Raw genomic sequence first — 15606 nt, 5'->3', positions numbered from 1 at the left:
GCCGTGGACAATGGGCGTTCCATGCCCATGCCCTCATCCGACGCCTCCGCTTCCACGGAATTCATCCTGATCCGCCACGGCGAAACGGCCTGGAACCGCGAGCTGCGCTTCCAGGGCCATGCCGACGTGCCGCTGAACGACATCGGGCACGAGCAGGCGCGCCGCCTCGGCCTGCGGCTCGCGGGCGAGACGGCGCAGCACCTCGTCAGCAGCGACCTGATGCGCGCGCAGCAGACCGCGGCGCCCGCGGCGCTGCAGCTCGCGCTGCCGGTGGTGACCTCGGTGAGCCTGCGCGAGCAGCACTTCGGCATCGTCGAAGGAATGCGCGCCGACGAGATCCAGGCGCAGCATCCGCGCGCCTGGGAGCAGTGGCTCGAATTCCGCGAGGATCATGCGATGCCCGAGGGCGAGTCGGCGCGCGAGTTCCATGCGCGCATCGTCGCGGCGCTGGGCGCGCTCGCGGCCGAACACCGCGGCCGGCGCGTGGTCGTGGTCACGCACGGCGGCGTGCTCGACATGGTGTGGCGCACCGCGCGCGGCCTCAGCCTCAGCGGGCCGCGCCAGAGCGAGATCCCCAATGCGGGCTTCAACCGCATCCGCATGGCCGATCCGGCGCGGCCCGACGCGATCGAGATCGTCGAATGGGCCGACACGCGCCATCTGGCCGACCTGCCGCCGCAGCCGACCTACGACCAGCACCGGCATCTCGCCAAGGACTGAGCCGCCTCAGGTGCAGCTGCCGGCCTTCGGCGTGCGCAGCAGCGCCCGCCCCGCGCCCACGCCGGTGGGCTGGCCGCCGTCGACGGCGAGCCGGCCGTTCACCAGCACCGTCTCCACGCCCTCGGACAGCAGCGTCGGCTGCGTGTAGGTGGCCTTCGCGGCAAAGCGCGCGGAGTCGAACACCACCACGTCGGCGTAGTAGCCGGGCCGCAGGTGGCCGCGCCGTTCCAGGCCCAGCGTGTCGGCGGTGAGCGAGGTGCTGCTGCGGATGAACTGCGCGAGCGAAAGCGTGCGCTCCTTCACCACGTACTGGTCGTACTTGCGCGCGAAGGTGCCGTAGGCGCGCGGATGGCCGAGCGAGGAATCGGACGAGGTCATGACCCAGGGCCGCTTCATGAAGGCGCGCACGTCGTCGTCGCTCTGGTTGAAGGAGGCGATCATCAGGTCGCCCTCGCGCAGCACCGCGATGGCGGCGTCCACCGGATCGGCGTTCGAAGCCTTGGCCACGTCGGACAGCGTCTTGCCGACGTAGCGCGTGCTGCCGGCCGAGAACAGGATCGCCTCGGGACCGCCGCGCAGGCGCAGGTTCTCGCGCATGTCGCTGCGAAGCCGCTGCTGCAGGGCCGCGTCGTCGAAGCGCTGGAGCATCGCCTGCCGGCCGCCGTCGACCGCCCACGGCGGCACGAGCGCGGCCGAGAAGCGCGTGCTGGAGGCGGTCCATGGGTAGTGGTCGGCGGTGATGTCGAGCCCGGCGGCGCGTTCCTTTTCGATGCGGCGGATGATCTCGCCGCTCTGTCCCTGCACGTCCACGCCGAGCGCCTTGATGTGCGCGACGTGCACCGGCAGGCGGGCCTCGCGGCCGATGCGGATCACTTCATCGATCGCGCCCCTGAGGCCGACGTTGTAGGTCGCTTCGTCGCGGATGTGGCTGTCGTAGAGGCCGCCGTGGCGGGCCGCGACCTTGGCGAGCTCGACCACTTCCTCGGTCTTCGAGAAGTTCTGCGGCGGATAGAACAGGCCGGTCGAGAGGCCGAGCGCGCCGTCGCACATGGCCCGGCTCACATGGCGGCGCATGGCCTCGAGCTGCTCGGGCGTGGGCGCGCGGTTGGCCTCGCCGAGCTGGCTCGCCCGCACGGGGCCGAAGCCCACGTACATCGCGACGTTGGTGCCCACCGGCGTGGCGCGCAGCCGCTGGGTCTGCGCGGCGATGTCGAAGCCGCCGAAGCCGTCGTTGCCGATCACCGCGGTGGTCACGCCCTGCGTGAGGAACGGAATGTTCAGGCGCTTGCGCGGATCGGTCGAGTGCAGGTCGGCGTCGGCATGGGTGTGGGCGTCGATGAAGCCGGGCGCCACCACCTTGCCCGCGACCTCGATGGTGCGCCGCGCGCTGAACTGCGCGGGCGCCCGGGGCCCCGCGAACACGATGCGGTCGCCGAGGATGCCGACGTCGCCCACCACCGCGGCGTCCGAATCGCCCGTGTAGATGGTGCCGCCGCGCAGCAGCAGGTCGAGCTCGACCGGCGCATCGGCCGCGGACGAAAGGCTGGCGAGGGCCGCGAGCGCGGCGAGGACGAGAGCGGATTTCTGCATGGGAAGGCGCCGGTACGATGGGGGCCGGCCAGTTTAGAAGTCGGCCGCACGCGGCTGCCAATTCCTTTTGCGGCACCTCCCATGACCGGAAGGCATGGCCGGCTCAGGCGCGCTCGACCAGCTCCGCGAGTCCCAGCCGCGCGTACACGGCGCCAACCTGGCGGCGCAGGCGCAGCGATTCGGGCTGGGCATTGCGCTGCTGCTGCAGCAGGCCCTGCGCGCCCGTGAGCGCGGCGCGGGTGCCGCAACGCACGAGCGCATCGAGGTACACCTGCTCGAACAGGTCGCGCTGCGCGTGGCTGCCGCCGATCTCGATCAGGCGCGGCAGCGCGCTGCCGAGTCCCTCGACCGCCGCCGCGAAATCGCCGCGCGCATGGGCCAGCAGCCCGCGCGCGGCCGGCACGCAGACCTGCGCCCAGGCTGCGCGCGTGGAGGGCGGCGCACGGGTCGCGTGCGCCTCGATGTTCCGCAGCAGCGCATCGGCTTCGCGCCGGCCGGCGCGCGCGAGGCCGTAGAGGTACTGCAGGTCGAGGAAGGGCAGCACGTGATCGGTTTGGCGCTGCACCAGGTAGCCGGCCACGTCGTCCCAGCGCGCGCCCACGTCGATGCCCGCGAGCTCCAGGCGCGCGAGCAGCGAGACGGCGCCGATCTGGTCCTGCGAATAGTCCTTGGCCACGCCCCACACTTCGCGGTCGTACACCGCGAGCGCCTCCGCATCGCGGCCGAGTTCGATCAGGAACAGCGCCACATGCCACCAGTTGTGCGTGACCATGAACGAGTTGAGCCCGGTCCAGGTGTCGCTCACGCCCTGCATGAAGGCGAGCCCTTCCGAGAGCCGGCCTTCGGTGAGCATCACGTGCGCGAGCGCATGGTGGGCCCAGGGCTCCTTGCGGCACATCGCGATCGCCCGGCGCGCGCTGGCTTCGGCCTCGCGCAGCAGATGGCATTGCTCGTAGCCGAAGGCGGCCATGCCGTGCACCTGCGGCACCTCGGGCGCGGCCGGCAGGGCGGCGAGCGCGAGCCGCAGCATGCCGGGGCAGTCGCCGGTGTTGAAGCAGTGGTACTGCCCGAGCTTGACGGACACCAGGTCGCGCGGATGCGCGCGGGCCTGCGCCTCGTGCAGCGCGATGGCGCGGGCGAGGTCGCCGTCCGCCCAGGCCTCGACCGCGTCGATGTAGCGCCGCTCGCGCGGCGTGGCGCGTTCCGCGGCGGCGCGCGCGCGTGCGAGGAAGGGGCGCGCGCGGGCCGCGGCGTCGCGCGATTCGGCGAACAGATGCAGCGTGGCGCAGTAGGCCTGCACGATCGGGCTCATGTCGCGCTCGGCCAGCGCGAGCAGGTTCACGGCACGCGCCTCGGTCGTGACGAAGCCCAGGACGAAATCCTCGACGAGCGGCAGGCTCGCGGCATCGTCGAGCGTGAGCGGGTTGCCGAAGCTGTCGGCGCAGGAGGCGGTGGCGGCGGGCATGGCGGCATGGTGCCATGCCGCGCCGCCTGCTTCAAACGCCGGCTTGCTGGTGGCGGTACTCCTGCGTCTTGCCGCCGTAGCCGTACGCCGCGCCGCGGGCGTCGATCACGTGGATGTACGAGACCTCGTGCAGGTCGGGGCGCAGCCGCTGCATGGCGGCGTGCACCTCGCGCAGGTAGCGGGCCTTCTCGGCCTTGGTGTTGGTTTCGTCGGTGATGCTGATGTCCAGGTGGAAGGCCGACTTGCCCAGCGACGCCAGCGACTGGCCGCCGATGAACCAGGCGTCGGCCGCGATGTACTGCACCGTGATCGCGATCACCGGCAGCTGCTTGCCGAGCACGCTCTGCGTGAGTTCGGCGACCGCGTCGACGGTCTTGCGGGTGAGCTGGGCGTCGGGTTCGCCCGAGAGGTGGACAACGATGTGCGGCATGTGCGGCTCCGTGGATGAGTGGTCGATGGGGTGATTGTGGGCGTCGACCTTCCATCGGAAAAGCGGGAAGATATGATGCGTGTCATCGGCTCAGCCAATGGATGACCCATCATGCAGACCTTCGATCTGGAGCAGCTTCGCACCCTGGCGGCGGTGGTCGATGCCGGCAGCCTCACGGCCGCGGCGCCACGGGTGTTCCTTTCGCAGTCGTCGGTGAGCGAGCAGATCCGCAAGCTGGAGGAGCGCGCGGGGCAGTCGCTGCTCACGCGCAGCAAGGCCGGCGTGGCGCCGACCGAGGCGGGCGTGCGGCTTCTGGGCTATGCGCGGCGCATCCTCGCCCTGAGCGACGAGGCGTTCCGCGACCTGCGCGGCGAAACCCTGCAGGGCGAGCTGCGGCTCGCCGTGACCGACTACTTTCGCCCCGGCGACCTCACGCGGCTGCTGGGACGGCTCGGCGAGAGCTATCCGAAGGTGCGACTTCACGTCAGCATCCTCAAGAGCGACGCGCTGCGCGCCGCCTATGCGCGCGGGGAGTTCGACGTGGCGCTGGGCATGCGCATCGCGGGCACGCCGGCGCCGCCGGGTCACGACGCCAAGGCGTCCGTCATCCGGCGGGAATCGCTCGCATGGCTCGGCGCGGCCGGCATGCGGCTCGCGCGCGGTGAGCCGGTCCGGCTGCTGGCCCTGCCGGACACCTGCTCGCTGCATCAGTTCACGGTGGCGCTGTTGCGGCGCCGCCGCGTGCCCTATGTGCTGGCGCACGTGGCCTCGGGCGTGGCGGGGCTGCAGTCGGCGCTCGCCGCGGGGCTCGGCGTGGCCTGCCTGAACGAATCGGCGATCAGCGACGGCGTCGCGCGGCTGGCGCCGCCGCACGGCCTGCCGGCGCTGCCGCGGGTCACGTTCCAGCTGCTGCCCGGGCGCCGCGGCGAGACGGCGTTCGTCACGCGCGCGCGCGAGATGCTGGCGACGCAGCTCGGCTGACGCCGGCCCGTCGCGCGGTGCCTAGCGTGCCGGCGGCAGCGGCCAGGGCCGCTGCGCCTCGCGGATCTGCTCGAACGCGCGCGACACGCGCAGCACGCCGAGATCGTCGAAGCGATGGCCGGCGATCTGCAGCCCGATCGGCAGCCCCTCTGCCGAATAGCCGCAGTTCACCGACGAGGCCGGCTGCTCCGACATGTTGAACGGCACGGTGAAGCCGATGTGCTCCAGCGGCCGCAGCGGGTCGTTGGTGGGCGAGGGCGCTTCGGCCGCCGCGGGCATGTTGGGCGACACCGGCGAGATCACGTAGTCGAAGCGCGCGCAGGCCTGCACGGCGGCCACGCGCGCGGCATGGAACTGGCTGAAGCCGCGGAACACGTGCTCGCCGCTGAACTCGGCCGCGCTCTCGGCCCATTCGCGGATGTAGGGCAGGATCTTCGCGCGCTGGTCGGCGCGCAGCGCCTTCATGTCCACCAGCGAGCGCATGCGCCAGAAATGGTCCATGCCGTCGAGCATGGACTGCGACATGAAGGGCTGCATCGGTTCGACGACGGCGCCGGCCTGCTCGAAGAGGCGCGCCGCATGCTCGACCGCGGCCTGGATCTCGGGCTCGACTGCGAGGCCGCAGCCGGCATCGAGCAGCAGGCCGATGCGCAGGCCGCGCAGGTGGTCGGGCGAGACCTCGAAGCCTTCCCAGTCGATCTCCTGCGGCGGCAGGCTCATGCTGTCGCGCGCGTCGGGGCGGGAGAGCGCCTGCATCATCAGCGCGGCGTCGCCCACGCTGCGCGTCATCGGGCCGGCGGCGCGGCCCATGTAGGGCGGATCGATCGGAATGCGGCCCAGGCTCGGCTTGAGCGTGAAGATGCCGCACCAGCTCGCCGGCAGCCGCAGCGAGCCGCCGATGTCGGTGCCCAGGTGCAGCGGACCGTAGCCCGCGGCCGAGGCGGCGCCCGCGCCGGCGCTCGAGCCGCCGGGCGTCCTGCGTAGGTCCCAGGGATTGCGCGCAAGCCGGTGGAAGCTCGAAAGCCCCGACGACAGCATCCCGTAGTCGGGCATGGTGGTCTTGCTCACGATCACCGCGCCGGCCTCCTTCAGCCGCGCGGCCGGCGGCGCGTCGGCCGCCGCGGGCTTCAGGTCGACCGCGGCCGTGCCGGCCGGCATCGGGTCGCCGCGGGTGGCGATGTTCTCCTTGATCGTGGTCGGCACGCCGTCGAGCGGCCCGAGCGCTTCGCCGCGCAGCCACCGCGACTCGGATGCGCGCGCCTGCTCGAGCGCGGCCTCGGGGCGGAACAGCCAGGTGGCCTGCAGCTGCGGCTCCCAGCGCTCGATGTGCGTGATCACGGCCTGCGTGACCTCGACCGGCGAGAGCGCCTTGCTGCGGTAGGCGGCGGAAAGCGCCCGGGCCGAGAGTTCGGCCAGCGACGACGCGGAGGAGGGGGTGGAGGAAGACGACACGTCGGTGCTCATCCCCACGACAGCGCCGAGAGGTCGTTCACGAAGATCGGGTTCTCCTTCCAGAGCCCCTTCACGTTCTTCTTCGCGATGGTCGGGAACTGCGGCTGGTAGAGGAAGCCGTTGACCGCATCGGCGGCCAGCATCTTCTGCGCTTCGCCGAGCAGCTTGTTGCGCTCGGCCGCGTTGCCGGTGCTCTTGATCTTGTCGAACAGCGCGTTGAAGGCCTTCGACTGGTAGCCCCAGTAGTAGTCGGCCTTGGCGTAGTTGCCGAGGTCGAAGGGCTCGACGTGCGAGACGATCGAGAGGTCGTAGTCCTTGTTGCCGTAGGTGCCGCTGAGCCACTGCGCCCATTCGACGTTCTGCACCTTGACCGTGATGCCGATCTTGGCGAGCTGGGCCACGATCACCTCGCCGCCCTGGCGCGCGTAGGGCGGCGGCGGCAGCGTCATGGTGAGTTCTAGCGGCGTCTTCACGCCGGCCTCGGCGAGCAGCTTCTTGGCCTTTTCCACGTCGTAGGGGTTCACGCCCGTGGTGTCGACGTAGCCGGCGGCGCCGGGCACGTAGTGGCTGCCGATCGGCACGCCGAAGCCGTCGGCCGCGCCTTCGATGAAGGCCTTGCGGTCGATGGCCGCGAGGATCGCGCGGCGCACGCGCACGTCGTCGAGCGGCTTCCTGCGGTTGTTGATCGAGAGGATGGTCTTCGCGCGCGAGCCCGCGAGGATGGTCTGGAACTGGGGGTTGTTCCTGAACTGCGGCACCACGCGCGTGCCGATGCGCGTGAAGACGTCGACGTCGCCGGCCAGCAGCGAGGCCGCCTGCGCCGCGGCATCGGCGATGAAGCGGAAGGTGACCTTGTTGATCTTCGCGGTGCCGGGGCTGCGGAAGCCCTCCCACTTGCTCAGCGTGATCGAGGAGCCCTTGGCCCAGGCATCGAGCTTGTAGGGACCGGTGCCGACGGGCTTGGTCGCATTGGTCTCGGCGCTCTTGGGCTCCACGATGACGGCCGTGGCCTGGCCCAGCACGAAGGGCAGGTCGGGGTCGATCTCCTTGTTGATGATCACCACCGTGTGCTCGTCTGCCACCTGGGTGCTGAGGTTCGCGAAGGTGCGCTTGTCCTTGTTGGTGCTCTTCTCGCCGCCCGCGCGGTCGAAGGAGAACTTCACCGCGTTCGCGTTGAAGGGCTCGCCGTTCTGGAACTTGACGCCGCGCCGGAGCTTGAAGGTGTAGGTCTTGAGGTCGGGCGAGACTTCCCAGCTCTCGGCCAGCAGCGGCGTGACGCTGCCGTCGGCGTTGATCTTGGTGAGGGTCTCGAGGATGTTGTAGTGCACCACCTCCGCGATCGCGGCCGCGGCGCCGGCCGTCGGGTCGAGGCCCGGCGGTTCGAGGGCCATGCCGATCACGATGGCGTCCTTCCGCCCCTGCGCCAGGCCGGCGACGGGGGAGGCCAGCGCCACGGTGGCGCCGGCGGTGGCAAGGAGGGTGCGACGGTTCAACATACGTTGTGATCTCCGGAATAACGATGGTGCGAGAGGGCGGCTTCGATGCGCCGCATGCCCCGTTGGGAGGCGCGGCGGCAGGAACGAAGGGCACGCAGCACGAAAGATGCCACGCGCGGCGGATCATTCTCTCGCAGCGCGGTCGAAGCCGCTGGCCGCGCGGGCGCTTTTTCCTCGGGACGTTCCCGGATGCGCCGGTGGCACTCAGGCCGCGAGCAGCGTGCCGCCGGCCGGCGCGCGCGGCACGGCGTCGAGCAGCGTGCGCGTGTACGGATGCTGCGCGTCGCGGAAGAGCTCGCCAGGCGGCCCCTGCTCGACGATCTGCCCCTTCCACACCACGCACACGCGGTCGCAGAGATGGTTGACCACCGCGAGGTCGTGGCTGATCAGCAGGTAGCTGACGCCGAACTGCTGCTGCAGGTCCTGCATCAGGTTGAGCACCTGCGCCTGCACCGAGACGTCGAGCGCGCTCACGGGCTCGTCGGCCACGATGAGCTTCGGTCGCGTGATGAGCGCGCGTGCGATCGCGATGCGCTGGCGCTGGCCGCCCGAGAACTCGTGCGGGTACTTGTCCATGTCGGTGCTGCGCAGGCCCACGGCCGCGAGCGCCTCCGCGGCGCGCTCGCGCTGCTCGGCGCGGCTGCTCTCGGCCAGCGCCTCGAGCGGCTCGGCCACCACGCGCGCCACGGTCTGGCGCGGATCGAGCGAGCCGTAGGGGTCCTGGAACACCATCTGGAAGTCGCGCCGCGCGGCGCGCAGTTCGCCCTTGGGCAGCCGGTGCAGGTCGCGGCCGAGCATGCGCACGCTGCCCGAGGTGGGCGTGTCGAGCGCCATCACGAGGCGCGCGATGGTCGACTTGCCCGAGCCCGATTCGCCGACGATGCCGAGGCTGCCACCGGCCTCGACGTCGAAGCTCACGCCGTTGAGCGCCTTCACGAGCGGCGGCGGCGAGAACAGCTTCTCGCGCGGCAGCGCGTAGTGGCGCACGAGGTCTCTGACCTCGAGCAGGGGCTGGATGGGGCTGCTGGTCGTCTGGCTCATGGTGCGAGGGCGCCTTCCGCCGCGATCTCGGGAAGCCGGATGCAGCGCACGGCATGCGCGTGGCGCAGCATCACCGGCGGCGGGCGGGTGGCGTGGCAGGCCTCGACCGTGTACTTGCAGCGGCCCGCGAAGGGGCAGCCCGGCGGCAGATCGACGAGTTCGGGCACGCTGCCGCGGATGGTGGCAAGGCGGATGCCGCGCGGCGCGCCGAGCACCGGCCGGGCCGCGAACAGGCCCTGCGTGTAGGGGTGCGCCCGTTCGGCGAACACGGCCTCGGTCGGGCCGCTCTCGACCACGCTGCCGCCGTACATCACGAGCATCTTCGAGACGCTCTGCGCGATCACGCCGAGGTCGTGCGAGATCAGGATCAGCGCCATGCCGCGCTCGGCGACCAGGCTCTGGATCAGTTCGAGGATCTGCTTCTGGATCGTGACGTCGAGCGCGGTGGTGGGCTCGTCGGCGATCAGCAGGTCGGGGCCGCAGGCCAGCGCCATCGCGATGCCGATGCGCTGGCGCTGCCCGCCCGAGAACTGGTGCGGATAGGCGTCGAGCCGCGAGGCCGCGTCGGGAATGCCCACGCGCTCGAGCAGCGCGAGCGCTTCCTTGCGCGCATCGGCCCCGGAGAGCCCGCGGTGCAGACGCAGCGGCTCGCCCACCTGCCGCGCGATCGTGTGCACCGGGTTCAGCGCCGTCATCGGCTCCTGGAAGATCATGCCAATGCGGTTGCCGCGGATGCGGCACATGGTCTTCTCGTCCTGCCCCACGAGTTCGGTGCCGTCGAAGCGGATGCTGCCGCGGACCTTCGCGGTCGAGGGCAGCAGGCCCATCAGCGACTGCACCGTGATCGACTTGCCGCAGCCGGATTCGCCCACGATGCCCATCGTCTCGCCGCGCTCGAGCGTGAAGTCGATGCCGCGCACGGCCTCGGCCGGGCCGCGCTGCGTCTGAAGCTCGACGTGGAGGTCCTTGACTTGAAGAAGGGGCATGTCAGCGGGCGCGGGCGAGGCGCGGATCGAGCAGGTCGCGCAGGCCGTCGCCGAGCAGGTTGAGGCCCAGCACCGCGAGCACGATCGCCATGCCGGGGAACACCGCGAGCAGCGGCGACTGGAACATCATCGTCTGCGCCTCGCTGAGCATGCGGCCCCACGAAGGCTGCGGCGGCTGCGTGCCGAGGCCGAGGAAGGAGAGCGCGGCCTCGGCGAGGATCGCGATCGCGAAGCGGATCGTGATCTGCACGATCAGCACCGCCGAGATGTTGGGCAGCACGTGCTGCATCGTGATGGCGAACGGCCCCTTGCCGCAGGCGCGCGCCGCCGCCACGTATTCGCGCGACCAGATGGCGTTGGCCGAGGCGCGCGTGATGCGCGCGAAGGTGGGGATGTTGTAGATGCCGATCGCGATGATCGCGTTCACGATGCCCGCGCCGAACACCGCCGTCATCATGATCGCCGAGAGGATGGCCGGAAAGGCGAGCGAGAAGTCGGTCAGGCGCATGATCGCCTCTTCGACCCAGCCGCGCCGCGCCGCCGCCAGCAGCCCGAGCGCGGTGCCGACCACGAGCCCGATGCCCACCGCGATCACGCCCACGAGGATCGATGCGCGCGCCCCCACGAGCAGCAGCGAGGCCACGTCGCGGCCGTAGGCGTCGGTGCCGAGCCAGTGCGAGGCCGAAGGCGGCTGCAGCTTGCTCGCCATGTCGATGTCGTAGGGCGACCAGGGCGTCCAGACCAGCGAGACGGCCGCGGCCAGCAGCAGGAGCAGCGTGAGCACGCCGCCGAGCACGAAGCTGCGGTGCCTCGTCGCGCGGCGCCAGAATCCGGGCAGCTTGAGCGCCGCCGCGCTCGGAACGGTGGTGGTGGTCGCGCTCATATGTCGCTCGCCTTGATGCGCGGGTCGATCACGGCATAGAGCACGTCGACCACGAAGTTCACGATGACGACCATGGCCGCGAGCAGCATCACGCAGTTGCGCACCACGATCAGGTCCCGGTTGCCGATGGCCTCGAAGATCAGCCGGCCCAGGCCGGGCAGGTAGAACACCTTCTCGATCACGATGGTGCCGGCCAGCAGCTCGGCAAACTGCATGCCCATGACGGTGACGACCGGGATCAGCGCGTTGCGCAGCACGTGCGTCCAGAGCGCGGCACGCTGGGATACGCCCTTGGCGCGCGCGGTGCGGACGAAGTCCTCGCGCATCACCTCGAGCACGGCCGAGCGCGTGATGCGCGCGAGGATCGCGGCCTGCACCACGGCCAGGGAAAGCGCCGGCAGCAGCAGCGACTTGATGCCCGCGAACACGCCTTCGCCCCAGCCCTCGAAGCCGCCGGCCGAGAACCACTGCAGCTGGACCGAGAACACGAGGATCAGCAGGATCGCGAACCAGAAGTTCGGGATGGCGATGCCGACCTGCGTGAGTCCCATCAGGCCCACGTCGCCGAGCTTGTTGTGCCGCGCCGCGGCCGTGACGCCGACGAAGAGCGCAAGCACGGTGGTGAAGGCCATCGCGAGCATCGCGAGCGGGATGGTGAGCGCGAGCCTTTCGAGGATCAGGTCGAGCACCGGGGTGCTGTAGGCGTAGCTGTCGCCGAGGTTGCCGGTCAGCAGGCCGGCAATCCAGTGCCAGTAGCGGGTCCAGGCGGGCTGGTCGAGGCCGAGCTTGGCGGCCAGCGCGGCCACCGCTTCGGGCGCGGCATCGGGCCCCATGAGCAGCTGCGCCGCGTTGCCGGGCAGGATCTCCAGGACGAGGAATACGATGACCGAGGCGCCGATCAGCGTGCCGATCAGCGTGGCGAGGCGCTTGAGGATGAACAGACTCATGGGGCGGGGCGCAGCATAACCCGACTCCAGCAACAAGCGTGCCTCGTCCGCGATAATCGGGCATGGCTCTCATGATCACCGACGAATGCATCAATTGCGATGTCTGCGAGCCCGAGTGCCCGAACGACGCGATCTACATGGGCGCCGAGTTCTACGAGATCGACCCGCGCAAATGCACCGAATGCGTGGGTCATTTCGACGAGCCGCAGTGCGTGCAGGTCTGCCCGGTCGCGTGCATTCCGGTCAACCCGGACCACGTCGAGAGCCGCGAGACGCTGTGGCAGAAGTTCGAGCGCCTCGCGGCCGCCAAGGCCGCGGCAGCGGCAACCGCGGCGCCACCGCTGCCGCCCGCGCCCTCAACCGGCATCTGAGCCGGTCTTTCGCTTCTTGCGGCCGCCACCTTCCGCGGCCGTGCCGCCGCTGAAGCGCGCGCTCGATTTGTGCGGTTCCGATGCGAGCTTCCGGGCCCGCGCCTGCGCGGCCTGCTCGGCGGCGGCGAGCCTGCGTTCGGCCAGGACGGCCTGGCGGGCTTCGCGCGCGGCGCGGCGGTCGCGTTCATAGGCTTCCCGTTCCTGCGCCAGGCGGATGCGTTCGAGCTGATCGGCCCGGCTCTCCGCCCTGCGCGTGGCTGCTTCGGCGGCGCGGCGGTCGGCATCGGTGCGCGGGTCGTCCACCTTCACGCGTCGACCGCCGTCGCAGGGCTGGTCGGTGTAGGCGTTGCCGCAGCGGTAGGCGGGTGTGCCTGGCGCCGCGGCCGCCGCTGCGCAGACGGCGGCCGCCATCAGGACGCTTGCCGCGGTCCTTGCCGCGGTTCTTCGGCTGTCTCTCTGCATTTTTCTCTCCCTTTTTCTTTCTTCTCTGCCCGCTCGAGGGGCCGGCTCGTTAGGTGGCGGCGGGCGCGCCTCCTTCGCCGGGCTCGCGCCGCGGCGGTTTGGGCCGTGGCGGTTTGCTCGTGTGGATCAGCAGGGTGGCCTTCTCCATCTCGCCGGCCACGAGCGCGGGCGCGGCATGCAGCGTGCGCACGATGGCGTCCTCGATCGCGTCGCGGTGCTCCTTCAGCGGCTTGCGCAGCACCCAGTTGACCACCTCGGACTTGACGCCCGGATGTCCGATGCCCAGGCGCAGGCGCCAGTAGTCCCCGGTGCCGAGCTGCGCGTGGATGTCGCGCAGCCCGTTGTGCCCCGCGTGGCTGCCGCCGAACTTGAGCTTGGCCTGGCCGGGGACGACGTCGAGTTCGTCGTGCACCACGAGGATCTCGTCGGGCGCGATCTTGAAGAAGCGCGCGAGCGCGGCCACCGACTTGCCCGAGAGGTTCATGAAGGTCTGCGGCTCCAGCAGCCAGACGCTCTGGCCATTGATGTTCGCGCGCGCCGCGAGGCCGTGATAGCTGCGCTCCGGCACGAGATGGAGCTTCCAGTCGCGTGCGAGGGCATCGATCCACCAGAAGCCGGCGTTGTGCCGTGTGGCTTCGTACTCGGGGCCCGGGTTGCCCAGGCCGACAAACAGCTTGATCATGCGGTGAATTATCCCGCCGCCCCAAAGCAAAAGGCCCGCGCGAGGCGGGCCTTTGGCAGGGATGCGAGAAGAATTACTTCTTGCCCTTCGCAGCCTTGGCAGCGGGCTTGGCACCGGCGGCGCCTTCGGCAGGTGCTGCGCCTTCAGCGGCGGGCGCCGGCTCTTCCGACACCAGCGGCGGCACGGCCGACACGATCACCGGGTTCAGCTTGCCGTGGCTCACGAACTTCACGCCCTTGGGCAGCTTGATGTCGCTGACGTGCAGGGTGGCCTGCTTCTTCAGGTTGGACAGATCCACCTCGATGAACTCGGGCAGGTCCGTGGGCAGGCAGCTGACTTCGAGCTCGGTCATGACGTGGGTCACGAGGTTGTGGTCGAGCTTGACGGCATCCGACTCTTCTTCGCCCTTGTAGTGGAGCGGCACCTTCATGTGCAGGCGGGTCTTGGCATCGACGCGCTGGAAGTCGATGTGCTGCACCAGCTGGCGGAACGGGTGGTATTGCACGTCGCGCAGCAGGACCTTGGTCGTGCTGCCGCCGAGTTCCATCTCGAGGACGGACGAGTGGAACGCTTCCTTCTTGAGGGCGTGCCACAGCGCGTTGTGATCGACTTCGATCAGTTGCGGCTGGGCCTCGCCACCGTAGACGATACCGGGCGTCTTGCCCGAAACGCGGAGACGGCGGCTCGCACCCGTGCCCTGCTTTGCGCGCTCATAAGCGACGAATTTCATAACAACTCCTGTGAGAGTCCACCGCGACCAGTGCGACTCCGGTTCAACAAGGACGCCGTTCCGGAAGTGGAGGGCGCCCGCTTTTTGCTCGGGTCAGAACAGGTTGTCCTGGTCCGAGAACAAACTCATCACCGACTCGCCCTTGGCAATGCGCTGGATCGTCTCGGCGATCAGCGGTGCCACGGAGAGCTGGCGGATCTTTCCGCAGGCGAGTGCGCCGTCGGAAAGGGGGATGGTGTTGGTCACGACCACTTCGTCGAGCGCCGACTGGGTGATGCGCTCGATGGCCGGGCCCGAGAAGATCGGGTGCGTGCAGTAGGCGTAGACGCTCTTCGCGCCGCGCTCCTTGAGCACCTCGGCCGCTTTGACCAGCGTGCCGGCCGTGTCGATCATGTCGTCCATGATCACGCAGTTGCGACCGTCGATCTCGCCGATCACGTTCATCACTTCGCTCACGTTCGCCTTCGGGCGGCGCTTGTCGATGATCGCGAGGTCGCAGTTCAGCTGCTTGGCGATCGCACGCGCGCGCACCACGCCGCCAACGTCGGGCGAGACCACGATCAGGTCTTCGTAGTTGCGCTGGCGCAGGTCGGACAGCAGCACCGGCGACGCGTAGATGTTGTCGACCGGAATGTCGAAGAAGCCCTGGATCTGGTCGGCGTGCAGGTCCATCGTGAGCACGCGCTCCACGCCCACGGTCTCGAGCAGGTTGGCCACCACCTTGGCCGAGATCGGCACCCGGCTCGAACGCGGGCGGCGGTCCTGGCGGGCATAGCCGTAGTAGGGGATCACCGCGCTGATCCGCTCGGCCGAGGCGCGCTTGAGCGCATCGACCATGATCAGCAGTTCCATCAGGTTCTCGTTGGTCGGCGCGCAGGTGGACTGCACGACGAACACGTCGCGGGCCCGGACGTTCTGGTTGATCTCGACGGTGACTTCACCGTCGGAGAACCGGCCCACGCGCGCGGCACCGAGCGTGGTGCCGAGGTTGTGCGCAATTTCGGCGGCGAGGCCAGGATTGGCATTGCCGGTGAAAACCATGAAATCAGGGTGATTGGCCTGCATGAGCGCGTCCCGGCAGTGCGATTGGCTAAGAGGAAGCCACCAAAGAGTTCAAGTGTGGCGGCCCGTGGGCCGCCGATTATTGCAGCGGGTGGGCTGCAGAAGAAGCACTGCGGCCATGAGGCCGCAGTTTGTAAAAAGCCGCGGTGGGTGAGACCGCAGTTTCAAGGATTTGGCAGGGGAGAAAGGATTCGAACCTTTGCATGCTGGAATCAAAATCCAGTGCCTTAACCAACTTGGCGACTCCCCTACACAGGTTGATGGCTTGCGCCACCCACCGATATACGTCGCATCGGACCGATGAGGAT

The 15606-nt window shown here is 69.8% G+C and carries 16 protein-coding genes and 1 tRNA gene; 3 read left to right on the top strand and 14 right to left on the bottom strand.

All coding sequences use genetic code 11. The features are described from left to right. Nucleotides 1–27: 27 nt before the first annotated feature. Nucleotides 28–720: a histidine phosphatase family protein gene (locus M2165_RS05675; RefSeq protein ID WP_280817479.1), complete on the top strand. Its 693-nt coding sequence runs from the start codon at nucleotides 28–30 to the stop codon at nucleotides 718–720. Between the two features lie 6 nt (nucleotides 721–726). Here the strand turns inward: M2165_RS05675 and M2165_RS05670 are convergent, their stop codons facing one another. From M2165_RS05670 to M2165_RS05660, 3 genes are all read right to left on the bottom strand, one after another. Continuing rightward, complete coding sequence (locus tag M2165_RS05670; protein ID WP_280813697.1) at nucleotides 727–2310, bottom strand: amidohydrolase family protein; 1584 nt, start codon at nucleotides 2308–2310, stop codon at nucleotides 727–729. Between the two features lie 103 nt (nucleotides 2311–2413). Then, a complete protein-coding gene (locus M2165_RS05665; RefSeq protein WP_280813696.1) occupies nucleotides 2414–3775 on the bottom strand; it encodes a tetratricopeptide repeat protein in 1362 nt (453 codons plus the stop codon). A 31-nt stretch (nucleotides 3776–3806) separates the two neighbouring features. Then, nucleotides 3807–4205 (bottom strand): 4-oxalocrotonate tautomerase, encoded by a 399-nt coding sequence (locus tag M2165_RS05660; protein ID WP_280813695.1) that lies wholly within the window; start codon nucleotides 4203–4205, stop codon nucleotides 3807–3809. 111 nt (nucleotides 4206–4316) lie between these two features. Between M2165_RS05660 and M2165_RS05655 the strand changes: the two genes are divergently transcribed. Beyond that, on the top strand, nucleotides 4317–5186 hold the full coding sequence (locus tag M2165_RS05655; RefSeq protein ID WP_280813694.1) for a LysR substrate-binding domain-containing protein: 870 nt from the start codon (nucleotides 4317–4319) through the stop codon (nucleotides 5184–5186). A gap of 21 nt (nucleotides 5187–5207) precedes the next feature. Here the strand turns inward: M2165_RS05655 and M2165_RS05650 are convergent, their stop codons facing one another. The 6 genes from M2165_RS05650 to M2165_RS05625 form a co-directional block, all read right to left on the bottom strand. Then, entirely contained in the window at nucleotides 5208–6650 is a 1443-nt protein-coding gene (locus M2165_RS05650; RefSeq protein WP_280813693.1) for an amidase, read from the bottom strand. Further along, on the bottom strand, nucleotides 6647–8134 hold the full coding sequence (locus M2165_RS05645; RefSeq protein WP_280813692.1) for an ABC transporter substrate-binding protein: 1488 nt from the start codon (nucleotides 8132–8134) through the stop codon (nucleotides 6647–6649). The genes M2165_RS05650 and M2165_RS05645 overlap by 4 nt, the downstream gene beginning before the upstream one ends. Before the next feature lie 204 nt (nucleotides 8135–8338). After that, nucleotides 8339–9175 carry an ATP-binding cassette domain-containing protein gene (locus M2165_RS05640; protein ID WP_280813691.1) on the bottom strand — a complete coding sequence of 279 codons (837 nt, stop codon included), beginning with the start codon at nucleotides 9173–9175 and terminating at the stop codon, nucleotides 8339–8341. After that, nucleotides 9172–10161: an ABC transporter ATP-binding protein gene (locus tag M2165_RS05635; protein ID WP_280813690.1), complete on the bottom strand. Its 990-nt coding sequence runs from the start codon at nucleotides 10159–10161 to the stop codon at nucleotides 9172–9174. The genes M2165_RS05640 and M2165_RS05635 overlap by 4 nt, the downstream gene beginning before the upstream one ends. Nucleotide 10162: 1 nt before the next feature. After that, entirely contained in the window at nucleotides 10163–11044 is an 882-nt protein-coding gene (locus M2165_RS05630; RefSeq protein ID WP_280813689.1) for an ABC transporter permease, read from the bottom strand. Then, nucleotides 11041–11991 carry an ABC transporter permease gene (locus M2165_RS05625; protein WP_280813688.1) on the bottom strand — a complete coding sequence of 317 codons (951 nt, stop codon included), beginning with the start codon at nucleotides 11989–11991 and terminating at the stop codon, nucleotides 11041–11043. Before M2165_RS05625 ends, M2165_RS05630 begins: the two co-directional genes overlap by 4 nt. Before the next feature lie 62 nt (nucleotides 11992–12053). Here M2165_RS05625 and M2165_RS05620 point away from each other — a divergent pair, with 62 nt between their 5' ends. Further along, nucleotides 12054–12362, top strand: coding sequence for a YfhL family 4Fe-4S dicluster ferredoxin (locus M2165_RS05620; protein WP_280813687.1), 309 nt, complete (start codon nucleotides 12054–12056; stop codon nucleotides 12360–12362). On the opposite strand, the gene M2165_RS05615 is transcribed toward M2165_RS05620, so the two are convergent. From M2165_RS05615 to M2165_RS05595, 5 genes are all read right to left on the bottom strand, one after another. Beyond that, on the bottom strand, nucleotides 12348–12773 hold the full coding sequence (locus tag M2165_RS05615) for a hypothetical protein (protein ID WP_280813686.1): 426 nt from the start codon (nucleotides 12771–12773) through the stop codon (nucleotides 12348–12350). The genes M2165_RS05620 and M2165_RS05615 overlap by 15 nt on opposite strands. Nucleotides 12774–12873: 100 nt before the next feature. Further along, the gene (gene pth / locus M2165_RS05610; RefSeq protein WP_280813685.1) at nucleotides 12874–13506 is read right to left on the bottom strand and encodes an aminoacyl-tRNA hydrolase; all 633 of its coding nucleotides are present in this window, start codon (nucleotides 13504–13506) and stop codon (nucleotides 12874–12876) included. 73 nt (nucleotides 13507–13579) lie between these two features. Continuing rightward, a complete protein-coding gene (locus M2165_RS05605) occupies nucleotides 13580–14236 on the bottom strand; it encodes a 50S ribosomal protein L25/general stress protein Ctc (RefSeq protein WP_280813684.1) in 657 nt (218 codons plus the stop codon). Nucleotides 14237–14329: 93 nt separating this feature from the next. Beyond that, nucleotides 14330–15301, bottom strand: coding sequence for a ribose-phosphate pyrophosphokinase (locus M2165_RS05600; protein ID WP_280813683.1), 972 nt, complete (start codon nucleotides 15299–15301; stop codon nucleotides 14330–14332). A gap of 170 nt (nucleotides 15302–15471) precedes the next feature. Then, nucleotides 15472–15548, bottom strand: a tRNA-Gln gene (locus M2165_RS05595). Between the last annotated feature and the right edge of the window lie 58 nt (nucleotides 15549–15606).

The organism is Variovorax sp. TBS-050B (assembly GCF_029893635.1).
GTDB lineage: Bacteria > Pseudomonadota > Gammaproteobacteria > Burkholderiales > Burkholderiaceae_C > Variovorax.
The sequence above is the reverse complement of the archived record's forward strand: the minus strand, read 5'-3'. Positions and strand labels throughout refer to the sequence as shown.

What these genes read in the sequence shown, in the direction of transcription:
- M2165_RS05675 (WP_280817479.1), top strand. Translation starts at nt 28, where the DNA reads ATGCCCTCATCCGACGCCTCCGCTTCCACGGAATTCATCCTGATCCGC.
- M2165_RS05670 (WP_280813697.1), bottom strand. Translation starts at nt 2,310, where the DNA reads ATGCAGAAATCCGCTCTCGTCCTCGCCGCGCTCGCGGCCCTCGCCAGC.
- M2165_RS05665 (WP_280813696.1), bottom strand. Translation starts at nt 3,775, where the DNA reads ATGCCCGCCGCCACCGCCTCCTGCGCCGACAGCTTCGGCAACCCGCTC.
- M2165_RS05660 (WP_280813695.1), bottom strand. Translation starts at nt 4,205, where the DNA reads ATGCCGCACATCGTTGTCCACCTCTCGGGCGAACCCGACGCCCAGCTC.
- M2165_RS05655 (WP_280813694.1), top strand. Translation starts at nt 4,317, where the DNA reads ATGCAGACCTTCGATCTGGAGCAGCTTCGCACCCTGGCGGCGGTGGTC.
- M2165_RS05650 (WP_280813693.1), bottom strand. Translation starts at nt 6,650, where the DNA reads ATGAGCACCGACGTGTCGTCTTCCTCCACCCCCTCCTCCGCGTCGTCG.
- M2165_RS05645 (WP_280813692.1), bottom strand. Translation starts at nt 8,134, where the DNA reads ATGTTGAACCGTCGCACCCTCCTTGCCACCGCCGGCGCCACCGTGGCG.
- M2165_RS05640 (WP_280813691.1), bottom strand. Translation starts at nt 9,175, where the DNA reads ATGAGCCAGACGACCAGCAGCCCCATCCAGCCCCTGCTCGAGGTCAGA.
- M2165_RS05635 (WP_280813690.1), bottom strand. Translation starts at nt 10,161, where the DNA reads ATGCCCCTTCTTCAAGTCAAGGACCTCCACGTCGAGCTTCAGACGCAG.
- M2165_RS05630 (WP_280813689.1), bottom strand. Translation starts at nt 11,044, where the DNA reads ATGAGCGCGACCACCACCACCGTTCCGAGCGCGGCGGCGCTCAAGCTG.
- M2165_RS05625 (WP_280813688.1), bottom strand. Translation starts at nt 11,991, where the DNA reads ATGAGTCTGTTCATCCTCAAGCGCCTCGCCACGCTGATCGGCACGCTG.
- M2165_RS05620 (WP_280813687.1), top strand. Translation starts at nt 12,054, where the DNA reads ATGGCTCTCATGATCACCGACGAATGCATCAATTGCGATGTCTGCGAG.
- M2165_RS05615 (WP_280813686.1), bottom strand. Translation starts at nt 12,773, where the DNA reads ATGGCGGCCGCCGTCTGCGCAGCGGCGGCCGCGGCGCCAGGCACACCC.
- pth (WP_280813685.1), bottom strand. Translation starts at nt 13,506, where the DNA reads ATGATCAAGCTGTTTGTCGGCCTGGGCAACCCGGGCCCCGAGTACGAA.
- M2165_RS05605 (WP_280813684.1), bottom strand. Translation starts at nt 14,236, where the DNA reads ATGAAATTCGTCGCTTATGAGCGCGCAAAGCAGGGCACGGGTGCGAGC.
- M2165_RS05600 (WP_280813683.1), bottom strand. Translation starts at nt 15,301, where the DNA reads ATGCAGGCCAATCACCCTGATTTCATGGTTTTCACCGGCAATGCCAAT.